At 68.7% G+C, this 13,829-nt stretch carries 15 protein-coding genes; 8 read left to right on the top strand and 7 right to left on the bottom strand.

Annotated features, from left to right (window positions below; translation table 11 throughout):
* The 3 genes from VGO20_RS18815 (at position 1) to VGO20_RS18805 (ending at position 2,396) form a co-directional block, all read left to right on the top strand.
* Positions 1-711 carry an ABC transporter ATP-binding protein gene (locus tag VGO20_RS18815; RefSeq protein ID WP_327503916.1) on the top strand — a complete coding sequence of 237 codons (711 nt, stop codon included), beginning with the start codon at positions 1-3 and terminating at the stop codon, positions 709-711.
* A 13-nt stretch (positions 712-724) separates the two neighbouring features.
* Positions 725-1,072 (top strand): DUF6867 family protein, encoded by a 348-nt coding sequence (locus tag VGO20_RS18810; protein ID WP_327503915.1) that lies wholly within the window; start codon positions 725-727, stop codon positions 1,070-1,072.
* A gap of 220 nt (positions 1,073-1,292) precedes the next feature.
* Positions 1,293-2,396 (top strand): branched-chain amino acid ABC transporter substrate-binding protein, encoded by a 1,104-nt coding sequence (locus VGO20_RS18805; protein ID WP_327503914.1) that lies wholly within the window; start codon positions 1,293-1,295, stop codon positions 2,394-2,396.
* A 111-nt stretch (positions 2,397-2,507) separates the two neighbouring features.
* Here the strand turns inward: VGO20_RS18805 and VGO20_RS18800 are convergent, their stop codons facing one another.
* On the bottom strand, positions 2,508-2,894 hold the full coding sequence (locus VGO20_RS18800) for a hypothetical protein (protein WP_327503913.1): 387 nt from the start codon (positions 2,892-2,894) through the stop codon (positions 2,508-2,510).
* Between the two features lie 81 nt (positions 2,895-2,975).
* Between VGO20_RS18800 and VGO20_RS18795 the strand changes: the two genes are divergently transcribed.
* Positions 2,976-3,188 carry a hypothetical protein gene (locus tag VGO20_RS18795; protein WP_327503912.1) on the top strand — a complete coding sequence of 71 codons (213 nt, stop codon included), beginning with the start codon at positions 2,976-2,978 and terminating at the stop codon, positions 3,186-3,188.
* Positions 3,189-3,200: 12 nt separating this feature from the next.
* On the opposite strand, the gene VGO20_RS18790 is transcribed toward VGO20_RS18795, so the two are convergent.
* Together VGO20_RS18790 and VGO20_RS18785 are read right to left on the bottom strand one after the other, a co-directional pair.
* Positions 3,201-4,256, bottom strand: coding sequence for an MBL fold metallo-hydrolase (locus VGO20_RS18790; RefSeq protein ID WP_327503911.1), 1,056 nt, complete (start codon positions 4,254-4,256; stop codon positions 3,201-3,203).
* Positions 4,257-4,354: 98 nt separating this feature from the next.
* Positions 4,355-5,032 carry a response regulator transcription factor gene (locus VGO20_RS18785; RefSeq protein ID WP_327503910.1) on the bottom strand — a complete coding sequence of 226 codons (678 nt, stop codon included), beginning with the start codon at positions 5,030-5,032 and terminating at the stop codon, positions 4,355-4,357.
* A 246-nt stretch (positions 5,033-5,278) separates the two neighbouring features.
* Between VGO20_RS18785 and VGO20_RS18780 the strand changes: the two genes are divergently transcribed.
* The 3 genes from VGO20_RS18780 (at position 5,279) to VGO20_RS18770 (ending at position 8,545) form a co-directional block, all read left to right on the top strand.
* On the top strand, positions 5,279-6,019 hold the full coding sequence (locus VGO20_RS18780; protein WP_327503909.1) for a response regulator transcription factor: 741 nt from the start codon (positions 5,279-5,281) through the stop codon (positions 6,017-6,019).
* A 63-nt stretch (positions 6,020-6,082) separates the two neighbouring features.
* Complete coding sequence (locus VGO20_RS18775) at positions 6,083-7,354, top strand: M20 family metallo-hydrolase (RefSeq protein WP_327503908.1); 1,272 nt, start codon at positions 6,083-6,085, stop codon at positions 7,352-7,354.
* Positions 7,355-7,369: 15 nt separating this feature from the next.
* Positions 7,370-8,545 carry a M20 family metallopeptidase gene (locus tag VGO20_RS18770; protein ID WP_327503907.1) on the top strand — a complete coding sequence of 392 codons (1,176 nt, stop codon included), beginning with the start codon at positions 7,370-7,372 and terminating at the stop codon, positions 8,543-8,545.
* Between the two features lie 41 nt (positions 8,546-8,586).
* Here VGO20_RS18770 and VGO20_RS18765 read toward each other — a convergent pair whose 3' ends face one another.
* Both VGO20_RS18765 and VGO20_RS18760 read right to left on the bottom strand, forming a co-directional pair.
* Complete coding sequence (locus VGO20_RS18765) at positions 8,587-10,950, bottom strand: Tex family protein (RefSeq protein ID WP_327503906.1); 2,364 nt, start codon at positions 10,948-10,950, stop codon at positions 8,587-8,589.
* 101 nt (positions 10,951-11,051) lie between these two features.
* Positions 11,052-11,582, bottom strand: a complete 531-nt coding sequence (locus VGO20_RS18760) for a cupin domain-containing protein (protein WP_327503905.1) — start codon at positions 11,580-11,582, stop codon at positions 11,052-11,054.
* A gap of 108 nt (positions 11,583-11,690) precedes the next feature.
* On the opposite strand from VGO20_RS18760, the gene VGO20_RS18755 reads away from it, so the two are divergent.
* The gene (locus VGO20_RS18755) at positions 11,691-11,891 is read left to right on the top strand and encodes a hypothetical protein (RefSeq protein ID WP_327503904.1); all 201 of its coding nucleotides are present in this window, start codon (positions 11,691-11,693) and stop codon (positions 11,889-11,891) included.
* Between the two features lie 143 nt (positions 11,892-12,034).
* Here VGO20_RS18755 and VGO20_RS18750 read toward each other — a convergent pair whose 3' ends face one another.
* Both VGO20_RS18750 and VGO20_RS18745 read right to left on the bottom strand, forming a co-directional pair.
* Complete coding sequence (locus VGO20_RS18750; RefSeq protein ID WP_327503903.1) at positions 12,035-12,592, bottom strand: hypothetical protein; 558 nt, start codon at positions 12,590-12,592, stop codon at positions 12,035-12,037.
* An 8-nt stretch (positions 12,593-12,600) separates the two neighbouring features.
* Positions 12,601-13,776, bottom strand: a complete 1,176-nt coding sequence (locus VGO20_RS18745; RefSeq protein ID WP_327503902.1) for an ankyrin repeat domain-containing protein — start codon at positions 13,774-13,776, stop codon at positions 12,601-12,603.
* Positions 13,777-13,829: the final 53 nt, after the last annotated feature.

Genomic DNA, 13,829 nt, shown 5'->3' with positions numbered 1-13,829 from the left:
ATGCTGAAGATTTCCGGCGTCCACACCTTCTACGGCTCGATCGAGGCGCTCAAGGGCGTCGACATCGAGGTCGAGGCGGGTGAGATCGTCACCCTGATCGGCGCCAACGGTGCGGGCAAGTCGACGCTGCTGATGACCATCTGCGGCAACCCGCAGGCCCGCTACGGCAGCGTCGTCTTCGAGGGCGAGGACATCACCCGCGTTCCGACCTTCGAGATCGTGCGCCGGGGCATCGCCCAGTCGCCCGAGGGCCGGCGCATCTTCCCGCGGATGACCGTGCTGGAGAACCTCCAGATGGGGTCGATCACGGCGAAGGCCGGCAGCTTCGACACCGAGCTCGAGCGGGTCTTCACGCTGTTCCCGCGGCTGAAGGAGCGCATGAACCAGCGCGGCGGCACGCTTTCCGGCGGCGAGCAGCAGATGCTCGCGATCGGGCGGGCGCTGATGAGCCAGCCTCGGCTCCTGTTGCTCGACGAACCGTCGCTCGGGCTGGCGCCCCTGGTGGTGCGCCAGATCTTCCACGTGATCGAGGAGATCAACCGGGAGCAGAACATGACCGTGTTCCTGGTCGAGCAGAACGCCTATCACGCGCTGAAGCTCGCCCATCGGGCATATGTCATGGTGAACGGCAAGGTCACGATGAGCGGCACGGGCCGCGAACTGCTCGCCAACGAGGAGGTGCGTGCCGCCTACCTCGAAGGCGGCCACTGAGAGGATCGGTCCGATGGAGGAATTCCTGGGCGTCTCCTGGCCGGTTTTCGTCGGCCTCACCGTGGTGCTGTTCGGCGGCGCCGCCTGGCTCGCCGGCCAAGCGGCGGCGAGCGGATGGAGACCGATGTCCTACGTCGTCTGGTACACGCTTCTTCTGGGCCTCGGCGACCGTTTCCTGGTCTTCGCGCTGTTCGAAGGGCCGTTGCTGTCGATCCCGGGTTACATCATCGACACGGCAGTGCTGATGGTGTTCAGCCTGCTGGGCTATCAGGCGACGCGGGCCGGCATGATGGTGAAGCAGTATCCGTGGCTCTACGAGCGGAGCGGACCGCTCGGCTGGCGAGAAAAGCGTGCCGCATGAAATCGTTCGAACGCGGCCTCGAAGATGTCGCACCGGAGCGGGATAGCGTATAGAGTTCGGTCATCATGTTGCGGCGGCGATCCGGACGGCGAAGTCGCCCGGGTTCCGCCCCGCGATGCCGAGGAACCGGCCAGGGTTAACCCCGAAGCCGGAACGAGTGAAGCCCGGGCCTGAAGCCGGGCGATGACGACCAAGACAGTGTTGGTTTGGGAGGACGAACGTGAAAACTATCCAGACAATGACGGCCGTGGGTGCGCTTCTCGCCCTGACCGTTCCCTCGGCCGCGAATGCCGAGGTGGTGATGGGGCTTGCCATCGGCATCACCGGTGACTGCGCGGCGATCGGTCAGCAGGCGCGGCTCGGCGCCGAGACGGCGGTAGCCGACATCAACAAGGCCGGCGGCATCAACGGCGAGCAGGTCCGGATCGAGCTGGGCGACGACGCCTGCGACCCGAAGCAGGCGGTCGCGGTCGCGAACCAGTTCGTGTCGGGGGACGTCGACTTCGTCGTCGGCCATCTCTATTCCGGCGCGAGCATCGCGGCCTCGGACGTCTATGCCGAGGAAGACATCCTGATGATCAGCGGCTCGGCTACGGCGCCGGCGCTGACCGAGCGCGGCCTGCCCTACGTTTTCCGCGGGGCCGGACGCGACGACCAGCAGGGCACGGTCGCGGCCAACCTGATCGCCGAGCAGCACGGCGACAAGAAGATCGCGGTCCTTCACGACAAGGGAGCCTACGGCAAGGGGCTTGCCGACGAGGTCGAGAAGACCCTGCGCGAGAAGGGCATCACGCCCGCGGTCACGGATTCGATCACCGCCGGTGAGCAGGACTACTCCGCGGTCGTCAGCAAGCTGAAGACCGCCGGCGTCGAAGTCATCTACTACGGCGGCTACTACCCCGAGGCCGGCCTCCTTCTCCGTCAGGCGAAGGAGCAGAGCTACTCGCCGCTCATCATCGGCGCCGACGGGCTCCAGGCGACCGACCTGTGGGCGATCGCGGGCGATGCGGCGAACGGCACGCTGTTCACCTTCAGCCCCGACCCGTCCCAGATCCCCGAGGCCCAGCCGCTGATGACCCGGCTGAAGGAGGAGGGCGCCCAGCCGGACAACTTCGCGTTCAACTACTACGCGACGGTCCAGGCGGCGGCCGAGGCGGCGAAAATCGCCGGCAGCACGGATGCCGAAGCGATGGCGAAGGCGCTGCGCAATAACGAGTTCGACACCGTCATCGGCAAGTTGAGCTTCGACGACAAGGGCGACCTCACCGATCCGGCCTACGTGATCTACGAGTGGCGGGATGGCCAGTCGCGCGTCCTGAACTGAGTTCGGGCCTGAGGTCCTAACAGAACGAGGCCCGGCGCCATTGGCGCCGGGCCTTTTTCGTTCGTGCCGACAGCGTTCGCGCCGTCGGCGATCATGCCGGTGGCGGCCGCGTCAGTCGCCGGCTTGAAGCGAGTCGCCAGTGAGCAGCGACTTGACGGTGGATGGCGGGACATAGCGTACGGCGAGGATTTCCTCGCAGCGATACATCACGCTACGCCAGAAGGCGGCAGCAAGCAGCTCGTTGGCGGCCGTCAATTCGACGAGCCGGCATTTGGCATGCCGCGGTGCGGCATCGCCCATCTGCTCCACCAAGCGTGCAGCGAGGGCGCGAGGATCACGTTCTAGCATCATGGCGTTTCCAACGTCAGAGTGCGCCAGCAGTTCCCGTTTGAAAAGCTCTCCCTTCGGCGTTAATCCCTTCGGCAGTGCAATATAGACGGTGTTGCAATGCAGCCACGGTTCGGCGCATGCCCGCCTCGCACACTGCGCAGCTTCCACGGGGGATTCCGTTTCGTGATAATGAATTGCTCCTGACGGCCGGCTGCCGGCAGGACACCCAGGGGTTCCCGGAGTACGCCTATGCGGCGCAAGAGACGCGAGATCGTTGAAGGCCAGAAGTACAGGAAGCTAGGTCCGGGGGGCGGGATCTGGGAGGTGGTGGCGATCCGCAAGGACGGCCTGGGCATGCGCCACGCGCAGATGAAGCGTTCCGACGATCCCAAGACCCTCAAGACCCTGGCCCTGACCGCTCTCCTCGATCCGGAGCAGTTCGAGCGGATCGAGGATGCCTGACATCGTCCGGCGTCACACCGCGAGGTAGCGCCAGGCGCCGTCGGCGTGTGGCCGACGGCGAAGCAGGCCGGCCTCGACCAGGCGGTTCAAATGGGCGAGGGCCTCGCCGACCGCGAACATCATCTGGTGATTGTCCATTTCGCGCGCGAACATCGTGCGCATCACCTCCGACACCGTGCGTGGCTCGGCGCAGGCTGCGAGCGCGCCCGCCAGCCGTTCCTCGTGGTGGCGCCGCAGCGCCGCGGCGCGGGCATGAACCCCCCGAAACGGCAAGCCGTGCGACGGAAGGACCAGCGTGTCCGCCGGCAGCGCTGACAGCGCATCGAGGCTGTCCAGGAAGTCCGCGAGGGGATCGGCAGCCGGCTCGGACGGCCAGACGCTGACGTTCGGGCTGATGTGCGGAAGGATCTGGTCTCCCGCGATCAGGACGCCGCCGGAGCGGTCGTGCAGGCAGACATGTTCCGGCGTGTGGCCGCGGCCGATCAGAACCTCCCACCGGCGGTTCCCGACCACGAGGCCATCGCCCTGCTTCAGGCGCGAGATCGAGGCCGGCAGTGACGTCACGGCCTGGGCATAGCCGTTCCCCCGCGAGGTCAGGGCGTGAGCCAGATCCGCATCCAGCCCGGCGGCGCGGTAGAACGCTTCCGCCTGCGTCCGGCTTCCGGCCGATGCCTCCATGCACAGGACGCGTCCGAACAGCCACTCCGTCAGGCTGGCGAAGAGCGGCGCCTGCCAGCGCTCGGCCAGCCATCCGGCTAGGCCGACATGGTCGGGGTGGAAATGGGTGGCGACGACGCGGGTGACCGGGTTTCCCTTCATGGCTCCGGCGAACAGCCGTTCCCATAACGCGCGGGTCCGACCGCCGCCTATGCCGGTGTCGACGATGGTCCAGCCGGCCTCGTCTTCGAGGAGCCAGACATTGATGTGGTCCAGGGCGAAGGGAAGCGGCATGCGGACCCACAGCACGCCATCGGCGATCTCGGCCGCTTCGCCGGGCACCGGCGGGTCGGAGAAGGGATAGCTCAACTCGTCCCGCCGCGCCGCGCGGAGAGGATTGGACGACGTCATTCCCTGGCATCCCTTCGATATCGACCCATCCAGTTTATAGGGCCGATGCCGGGCTGGGGAAACGATCGATGCAGAACGGCGTCGTCAGGCCGTCAGGCTCAGGCCGTCAAGCGCGGGGCGAGCCCGTGCTGGATCGCCCACACGGCGGCCTGCGTACGGTTCTGCGCCCGGATCTTCCGCATCACGTTCTTGAAATGCATTTTCACGGTCGATTCCGTGATGCTGAGGTTGCGCGCGATCGCCTTGTTGGACTGGCCGGCCAGCAGGCAGCGCAGGATCTCCAGCTCGCGCTTTGAAAGCTCGGCCCCTCCCGGTTCCGCATGGGCCTCGTCGCGGGTCTCGTTCAGCGCGGTGCCGACGAGAAGATCCGCGACGTCGCTCGGGAACACCGCCTCGCCGAGCATCACGAGATGAAGCGCCTGCTGGAGCGCCTCGCAGGACATGCTCTTGTGCAGGCACCCGTCGACGCCGGCCTTCAGCGCCGCCGTCATGGTCTCCGTCCCGACATCGGCGCCCAGCGCCACGATCCTGCAGTCGGGCAGCCGGTCCCGGAGCAGCACGATCGCGGACCTGTCTTCCGCAAGAGAGCCGTTCGCGGGATGAAGGCTGAGCAGGATGATGTCGGGGCGGCGCCCCAGCCGCACCTGGTTCACCGCTTCGCCCAGCGAGCCGCACTCCGCATCGACGTTGAAAGCCCCTCCCTTCAACAGCGCAGCGAGAGCGGCACAGAACAGCCGATCGCCGTCGACCAGCATGGCGCTCCAAGTGACGGTCATCCGATCCCCCTCCGACTATCCTGTTCCGTTCGCGAAAACTGCCCGAAACCTGCGCCATGTGAGCGCGTCGAGATAAATTGGCCTCATGGTTAACAAAACCTTACATGAGGTGCTGCGGTTGATGCTATAGAAGACTGGGTGGGTATCCCGGAGATTGCGGCAACCGCGCATGGCATCAGCGGCGAGAGTGTCGTTCTGCCGTTGTTCGTCGCAATGAAACAGACCGTTACTGTTGGGGGGAGCCGCGTGGGACATGAGACATCCGACGTCGACGCGGAGGTTCCGCATCTGCCGCAAAGGAGCGGCAAGGATCGGACGAGCGGCGGCCCTTCCGGGGCCATCCTGATCGTCGACGACCATGCCCTGGTCCGGCACGGGCTCGCGCTTGCGATCGGGGAGTTCTGCGAAGGCTCCAGGATACTGGAGGCGGGCTCGCTGGCCGAGGCGATCGAACTGGTCAGGGAGACGCCCGATCTCGCCATCGTGCTGTACGACCTCCACCTCGCGGACACCGAGGAGGACGGCGTGGCCGGCCTCAGGCGGATGATTGCGGAAATCGGCGGAGCGCCGGTCGTGGTGTTCTCGGGCTCGGCCGAGCCCTCGGCCGTCATAGAGTGCATCCGGTCGGGGGCGAGAGGCTATCTCCTGAAGACCTGCTCGATCGGGGCGCTGGAGCACGCGCTCTCCCTCGTACTTTCCGGGGAGACCTACGTTCCCCTGCCGCGCGCGATCCTCGCGCCGCCCGGCGCGGCCGAGGAGACGGAGCCGCTGAACCACATGCTGGAACGGCTCACCGGCCGGCAGCGCGACGTGTTCCAGCTCCTGCTGGCGGGGCAGTCCAACAAGGAGATCGCCCGGTCGCTCGGAGTGCTTGAGGGTACCGTGAAGGTGCATGTCAGGGCCATCATGCAGAAGCTGGGCGTGAAGAACCGGACCCAGGTCGCAGTCGCGGCGGCGCGCGCGGGATGTTTTCCGGAAGGGGCATGACGCCAGGTCCCTGGTGACGGCGCACACCGGTCCTTGTACCCTGGCCGGACGGGGATCGGGGGAGTGACGGGATTGGGTTCGAGCGCACGCAAGCCGGCGGGAGTGGCAGGGGCCGTCGACGAGGGACGCCTGTGGACGCGCCACATGGACATGGCGCGTCATGGCGCGCTGGCGCGCGGCGGGGTCAACAGGCCGGCACTGTCGGCCGAAGACGGTCGCGCGCGCCGCTTGATGGCCGACTGGGCCCGAGCGCTCGGCTGCGCCGTTTTCACCGACCCCGTCGGGAACCTGTTCGTGCGCCGGGAAGGTACCGAGGCCGGCCTGGCCCCGGTCCTGACGGGTTCGCACCTCGATACCCAGCCGACAGGCGGGAAGTTCGACGGCAGCTACGGCGTGCTGGCCGGCCTGGAAGCGATCGAGGCCATGAACGATGCCGGGATCTCGACCCACCGCCCGGTCGAGGTCGTCGCCTGGACCAACGAGGAAGGTTCGAGGTTCCAGCCCGGCTGCCTCGGGTCCTGCGTGTTCGCCGGGCGCACGGGCGCGGACGAAGCGCTCGCCGTGCGGGACAGGGACGGCATCGCCGCGCACGACGCCCTGGCCGCCATCCGGGCGGGCGAACCCGACTTCCTGGTGCGGCCCGTCGGTTTCGACGTCCACGCTTATGTCGAGGCGCATATCGAACAGGGGCCGCTGCTGGAGAAGGCCCGCGTCCCCGTGGGCATCGTCACCGGCATCCAGGGCACACGCTGGTTCGCGATCGAAGTCCTGGGCGAGGAGGCGCATGCCGGGACCATGCCCCGCCGCCATCGCAAGGATGCCTTCGTGGCCGCGGTCGCGATGGTCGGCGCGCTCGATCGGCTGATGCACGACGAGGACGACGTCGTCCGCTTCACGATCGGCCGCTTCGAGGTCTCGCCCGGGTCGCCGAACACCGTCCCGGGCCGGGTTTTCTTCACCATCGATTTCCGCCATCCCGACGCGCACACGCTGAAGCGGCTGGGCGATCAGGTCCAGGCGGTCTGCCGGGCCCATGCCGGTCCGTGCCAGGTCGGGATCGAGGAAACCTTCCATGCGCTGCCCTGCGCCTTCGACCCGATGGTGGTCGACACGGTGCGCGCGACGGTGCGCGATCTCGGGTTTCCGGCCATGGAGCTTCCGTCCGGGGCCAACCACGACGCGAAGTTCCTCGCCGAGATCTGCCCGACGGCCATGATCTTCGTACCTTGCGAGCGCGGGATCAGCCACAACGAGGCGGAGAGCGCCTCGCCTTCGGACCTCGCGGCAGGGGCGCAGGTCCTTGCCGAGACCCTGGTTCGCCTCGCCAACGCCTGATCCGAGTCCTCCGCCATGACGAGCCCGGCCTCCCTGCCGCCAACGGACCGACTGGTCGCCATCCTGTCCGACCTGATCGCGATCCCCAGCGCCTTCCCGCCCGGCGACACGCGCGCGATCTGCGCCTACGCAGCCGATTTCCTGCGCCGCGCCGGGTACGAACCGGCCATCGTCTCCAGGGCGGAGGGCCTCGACAACTGCGTCGCCAGGATCGGTCCCGGCGGCGGTCCGACCATCGCCTTCAACGCCCATGCCGACACGGTGGGCGTCGGCGAGCGCGCGATGTGGCGCACCGACCCCTTCCAGGCGGTCGTCGAGGACGGGGAGGTCTTCGGCCTCGGCGCCGGGAACTGCAAGGGCAGCATGGCGGTCCAGCTCTGGCTCGCGGAGGAACTGGCGCGCCGAGGCGGTCCGGCGCGGGGCGAGGTGATCTTCACATTCGTTGCCGACGAGGAGAATCTCGGGCCCGACGGCATGTATCATCTCCGCGAGGCGGGGATCGTGCGGCCGGACATGCTGATCCTGGGCGCCCAGACGGAGAACCAGCTCATCACCGCCGAGCGTGGCGTGATGTGGGTCAGGATCGTGACGACCGGCCGGGCCGCCCATGCCGGGAATCCCGCCGCCGGCGACAACGCCATCCTGCGCATGATGCGCGTGCTGGAGCACCTGGACCTGGAACTGGGCGCAAGGCTGTCCCAGCGTCGCGACGCAAACCTGCGCTCGACGATGAATGTCGGGCTCGTGCGCGGGGGGCACAACACCAACGTCGTTCCCAACCAGTGCATGGTCGAGATCGACCGCCGCCTGCTGCCGGACGAGACCGTCGAAGCGGCCTTCGACGAGATGCTGACGATCGCGGGGCAGGTGGATGAGCCCGACGGCAGCGTGCAGGTCGAGTTCCTGCGCGGCACCAACGGCTTCGCGGCGCCACGGGATGGGCGGCTCGTGCAGGCGTTCGGCGACGCCGTGCTGGCGCATCGCAATGCACCGGTGCGGTTTCTCGATGCGACCGGCGTTTCGGACGGGCGCTATTTCGCCGAGGACGGGATCGAGATCGTCAATTTCGGACCGGGTTCGGGCGCACAGGGCCACGCCGCCAACGAGTCCGTGCCGATAGACCAGCTGGTCGATTCGGCCGCGATCCAGATCGCCGTCCTCGAGCGCCTGGTCGGAACGGCCCGGCGCTGACGGGAAGGGGAGGGCGGCCGCACCGCGCTCCCCTCCTCGGATCAGTCGCGCCGCTGCTTCGAATCGCGCGCGCGGGCGAAGGCTTCCGCCAGTGCGCCTCCGAACGGCGAGCCCGCCGACGTCACGGCGGGCGCCGGCTTGGCGGCGGCGGCGGACCGGCCGGGCTTGCGGGGCGGCTTCGCGGCGGTCCTGCCGGCATCGGCGGAGGGACGCCCTTCCGGCGGCCGGGCAGGCCGCTCGTCGAGGCGCATGGTCAGCGCGATGCGACGGCGCTTGAGGTCGACCTCGATCACCCTGACCTTCACGACGTCGCCCGCCTTGACCACGGAGTGCGGGTCCTTGACGAAGCTGCTGGCGAGCTGGCTGATGTGAACGAGGCCGTCCTGGTGGACCCCGACGTCGACGAAGGCGCCGAAGGCGGTGACGTTGGTGACGACGCCTTCCATCATCATGCCGGGCTGCAGGTGCTCGAGCTTCTCGATCCCCTCCTTGAAGGCCGCCGTCCGGAACTCGGGGCGGGGATCGCGGCCGGGCTTCTCCAACTCGGCGAGGATGTCGCGGACCGTCGGCAGGCCGAAGCGGTCGTCGACGAAGGCCTCGGGCGCCAGCGACCGGATGAACTTCACGTCGCCGATCAGCGTCTCCAGCCGCCGGGAGGCGTGGCTCAGGATACGCTCCACCACGGGATAGGATTCCGGGTGCACGGCCGAAGCATCGAGAGGGTCGTCGCCGTTGCGGATGCGCAGGAAGCCAGCGGCTTGTTCGAATGCCTTGGGCCCCAGGCGCGGCACCTCCAGCAGCTGCTTGCGGCTGCGGAAGGCTCCGTTCGCGTCGCGGAAGTCGACGATGTTGCGAGCGACCCCCTCCGACAGCCCCGACACCCGGGCCAGCAGCGGCACGGACGCCATGTTGAGATCGACCCCGACCGCGTTGACGCAGTCCTCCACCACCGCGTCCAGCGTGCGGGCGAGCTTCGACTGGCCGACATCGTGCTGGTACTGGCCGACGCCGATGGATTTCGGCTCGATCTTCACCAGCTCCGCGAGCGGGTCCTGAAGCCGCCGTGCGATCGACACGGCCCCGCGCAGCGACACGTCCAGCCCGGGAAACTCCCGTGCCGCCGTCTCGGACGCGGAATAGACCGAGGCGCCGGCCTCCGACACGATCACCCTGGTGGCCTTCAGGTCGGGGTGGCGCTGGAGCATGTCCGCGGCCAGCCTGTCGGTCTCGCGGCTGGCGGTGCCGTTGCCGATCGCGATCAGCTCTACCCGGTGCCGGGCGCAGACCGCCGCGAGAGCGGCGATCGATCCGTCCCAGTCGTTGCGGGGCTGGTGGGGATAGACCGTGAGGGTCTCCACGAGCTTGCCGGTAGCGTCGACCACCGCCACCTTGACGCCGGTCCTGATGCCTGGGTCGAGGCCCATGGTCGGACGCGGGCCGGCAGGAGGCGCCAGCAGCAGATCGTGCAGGTTGCGCCCGAAGACCCGGATCGCCTCCTCCTCGGCCTTCTCGCGCAAGCCGGAAAGCTGGTCGAGCTCGACATGGAGGCCGATCTTCGTCTTCCAGGCCCAGCGCGCCGTGTCGAGCAGCCATCTGTCGGCGGGCCGGCCGCGGTCGGCAATGCCGGCATGCCCCGCGATCATCCGCACGCAGGGATGCGCCGCCTCGTCGGCGGCATCGCCCGTCTCGACGGACAGGTCGAGGATACCCAGGGCGCGGCCGCGGAACATCGCGAGCGCCCGGTGGGACGCCACTTGCTTCAACGGTTCGCGATGGTCGAAATAGTCGGAGAACTTGGCCGCCTCCGCCGTTTCGCGCTTGTCCTCGACGGCCCGGCTGACGATGGCCCCCTGTTCGGCGACGAAGGTGCGGACCCGCCCGACGAGGTCGGCGTCCTCGCCCAGCATCTCGATCAGGATCTGGCGCGCCCCGTCCAGGGCCGCCCGGGCGTCGGCGACGCCCTTCTCCGCATCGACGAAACCGGCGGCGAGATCATCGGGCGTCTGCGTCGGATCGTTCAGGAGGCCGAGGGCCAGGGGCTCCAGCCCCGCCTCGCGCGCGATCTGGGCCCTCGTCCGCCGCTTCGGGCGGTAGGGCAGGTACAGGTCCTCCAGCCGGGTCTTCGTATCGGCCGCGATGATCCGGGCCTCGAGGTCGTCCGTCAGCTTTCCCTGCTCCCGGATCGAGGCGAGGACCTGGGCGCGGCGTTCATCGAGTTCGCGCAGATAGCCGAGCCGCTCCTCGAGCGTTCGAAGCTGCGTGTCGTCGAGGCCGCCGGTGGCCTCCTTCCGGTAGCGGGCGACGAACGGGACGGTGGCTCCCTCGTCGAGCAGCCGGACGGCGGCGTCGACCTGGGATTCGCGCACCGACAGTTCGTCGGCGATGCGTCGTGCGATGCTGGTCATGAGGCGAAGATGCCGCTGCTCCTTGGGCGTGAGCAACTCCTAATAGCCGCCGCGACCGCCAGAGGCCAGCGACCAAGTAGTGGCAAGAAGGCGGGACAGCTTCAGTCGCGCCAGTGGCGGATCAGCGGTCCGTCGGGGCCGTGGAGCGGGTCGGCCGTCGGAAGCGGCACCGCCGCGATCCTGCGCGCCGAGGCATCGTGCCTGCCGGGATCCGCCGTCTGGAGGTCGGGCTGCTGGCCGTCGGGATAAGCGCCGACCACCAGGAGATCGGGCGTGCCGTCGACGAGCTTGTGGCCGACGCCCGCCGGGATCACGACGACGTCGCCGGCACGCACCACGACGGTGCTTCCCCCCTCGCCGCCGAACCGGACCGAGGCGGACCCGGCGGCGATTCCCAGAGCCTCATGGGCGGTCGAATGGTAGTGGTGGTAGTCGTATATCCCGTTCCGCCAGCCGTCACCCCAGCGGTTCGCCGCGAACCGGGCCTCGCAGGCGGCGGCGATGTCGGGCGCCGAGGCGAAGGCTCCGCGGTAGACGATCAGCGCCAGGGCGGCATTGTTCGGGATCGTCCCGTCGCCGGGAAAGCGGTGGAGTTCGATCGCCGTCGGCGATCGGTGCCGTGAGTCCTGCATCGGTTTCCTCGTTCGATGTGCACCCGCCGGGACGAGCGGGTCGCTTAATCGCTAATTAACCAAGCCCCGGCATCTTCATGGCATTCCCCTCTCCGTCCGGAGACGTGCATGTTCGATCTCGCGCTGCTGTCGTTCGCAATCTATCTCGGTATCGGCGCCGTCTTCGCCGCCCGCCGTTCGCTCTCGACGCCCCTGGCCGGCTGGCGGGGACAAGCGGCTATAACCTTGGCGACCCTGATGCTGAGCTCCATCTGGCCGGTCCTTGCGTTCTACATCGCGCGCGCGCGCCTTCGGACCATGACTTCCTGAGGTCGTCGACGTTAACCAAATTTTCAATCGACGTGACGTAGAGTGCATTCGGGCAACGGAGACGTTGTATCCTCCCTGACTCAACTAGGGCTCTTCCGCCAGCGGCGGTAGAGCCCTCATTTCATCCGGGTGCCGAAGCGGCGCTAGTTCCGCTGTTCCTCGGCGGGGAAGAGAGTGGTCCCGACGTCCCTCAGGAACCGGTCGAACCGGTCCGGATGGTCGCGGACGAGGTCGGCATCCATGACGCCGAGAGCTCCCGACAGGGGCGCGCCGTCCCGGCAGAAGGCGGCACGGACGCTGACTTCGTCGCCGGGAATGCGGGTCTGGGGCACACGGCCCGTGCAAAGATCGGCGTCGAGCACGGGCGCCGCCGGATCGAACACCACGACCACCCGGTAATCGCCCCGCTCGCCCTTCTGGACGGTCTGCGTGAGGCGGATGTTACGGGCCGGCGCCGCACGCTCGAAGGCGTCATGCACCCGGCCGGTCAGAACCGCGCGCGGCTCGTCGGTGGGATTGCCGTGGATCAAGGTCAACAACCCGCCATCCTCCGGGGAGCCGGCGAAGGCCAGTTCCTCGGGCCTGTAGGTCGAGTTGCGCGACGTCTCGGTGACACGGCCGTAATCGTCGCAGGCCGCGAGCCCCAGGACCGCCAGCAGGAGAACCGCCGACGCGATGGAGGGGCGGCGGCGAGAAGACATGGACGGCCTCAACCCTTGAACGCCCGCAGGTCGATGGGGCCGCTCGGTCGGGGAGCGCCGTCCCGCTGGATGGCGGTGGGGCTCACCTGACCGCTGCGTGCGCCGCGCAGGCGCAGCAGCGTCGCGCTCGCCTGGTCTCCCGCCTCCTCGGCATAGTCTAGCGCTGTGCGCCCCTGGACGGTACGCGCGTCCATGTCGGCACCGCTGTCGAGCAGAAGACGGACCGTGTCGGTATGCCGCCCCTGGGCGGCGGCCATCAGGGCGGTCTTGCCGTCCACGTTCATCGCATTGACCGCGCCGCCATGCCGGACCAGGATCCGGATGCTCTCGTTGTCGCCGATCCCGGCCGCGTACATCAGCGCCGTTCCGCCGTTGCGGCTGCGCGCGTTCGGAGCGGCACCCGCTTCCAGCAGCATGCCGACGGCCTCGCTCCGGCCCCGCTCGGCCGCCAGCATCAACGCCGTCTTGCCGTCGGCAAGCTCATGGTCGAGGTCGCGGCCGGCGGCGATCACGTCTTCCAGGACTTCCGGGTTCGCGACCGCGGCGAGCATGTCGTCGCGATCCGTGAAGCCGTTCGGCCTCGTGGCCGCGGACCCGGGGGCGGACGGGGCATCGGCCGTCGACCCGCCTTCGGACGGCTCGACATAGTCCGGGGGCAGGCGGAGGACCTGACCCGAAGCCGCCGGATCGACGGCGACCTGCACGGTTTCCTCCGGCTCATCCGGCCCGGTCCCGGGATCGGGCTGGGAAGGAGGCTGGACGACCGCCGTGTCGACCTCCGACTCGCCGACCTGCGCTTCGTCCAGCGCCCGCAGACGCTGCGTCACCTCGGCATCGTCGGGATCGACGCTCAGCGCGCGCTCGTAGAATCTCCGGGCGTCCTCGTAGCCGCCGCGCTCCTCGGCCGTGGCGGCCCAGGACAGATAGGTGCCCTTGATCTCGTCCAGGATCGCCGCAGCTTCCGGGCTGTCCGGCACCAGGGCGACGATCCTCCCATAGGTCTCGAAGGCATTGTCGCCGGCCGGCGTCGTCAGCAGCTTGTCCGCGATCTGGCGCTCCGCGAGGTCCACCAGGCGCGCGACTTCCCGAAGGGTCTCCGGCGCCGGCCCCGGTTGCGCGGGGGGCGGCGGCGCGGCGGCCGGCGGCGGGCTGGCCGGCGCGGGTGGCAGAGGGGCGACCTGCACGGAGGCATTCTGTCCGGGGGCAGTCTGTCCGGGGGCAGTCTGTCCGGGGGCGG

The organism is Arenibaculum sp., from assembly GCF_035998295.1.
Taxonomy (GTDB): Bacteria; Pseudomonadota; Alphaproteobacteria; order Azospirillales; family Azospirillaceae; genus DASYHS01.
Note: the sequence above shows the minus strand (reverse complement) of the source record. Positions and strands in the feature narration are given on the sequence as shown.

Bases quoted from the DNA above. Each gene is read 5' to 3' on its own strand.
- VGO20_RS18815 (WP_327503916.1), top strand. From the start codon at position 1: ATGCTGAAGATTTCCGGCGTCCACACCTTCTACGGCTCGATCGAGGCG.
- VGO20_RS18810 (WP_327503915.1), top strand. From the start codon at position 725: ATGGAGGAATTCCTGGGCGTCTCCTGGCCGGTTTTCGTCGGCCTCACC.
- VGO20_RS18795 (WP_327503912.1), top strand. From the start codon at position 2,976: ATGCGGCGCAAGAGACGCGAGATCGTTGAAGGCCAGAAGTACAGGAAG.
- VGO20_RS18790 (WP_327503911.1), bottom strand. From the start codon at position 4,256: ATGACGTCGTCCAATCCTCTCCGCGCGGCGCGGCGGGACGAGTTGAGC.
- VGO20_RS18785 (WP_327503910.1), bottom strand. From the start codon at position 5,032: ATGACCGTCACTTGGAGCGCCATGCTGGTCGACGGCGATCGGCTGTTC.
- VGO20_RS18770 (WP_327503907.1), top strand. From the start codon at position 7,370: ATGACGAGCCCGGCCTCCCTGCCGCCAACGGACCGACTGGTCGCCATC.
- VGO20_RS18765 (WP_327503906.1), bottom strand. From the start codon at position 10,950: ATGACCAGCATCGCACGACGCATCGCCGACGAACTGTCGGTGCGCGAA.
- VGO20_RS18760 (WP_327503905.1), bottom strand. From the start codon at position 11,582: ATGCAGGACTCACGGCACCGATCGCCGACGGCGATCGAACTCCACCGC.
- VGO20_RS18755 (WP_327503904.1), top strand. From the start codon at position 11,691: ATGTTCGATCTCGCGCTGCTGTCGTTCGCAATCTATCTCGGTATCGGC.
- VGO20_RS18750 (WP_327503903.1), bottom strand. From the start codon at position 12,592: ATGTCTTCTCGCCGCCGCCCCTCCATCGCGTCGGCGGTTCTCCTGCTG.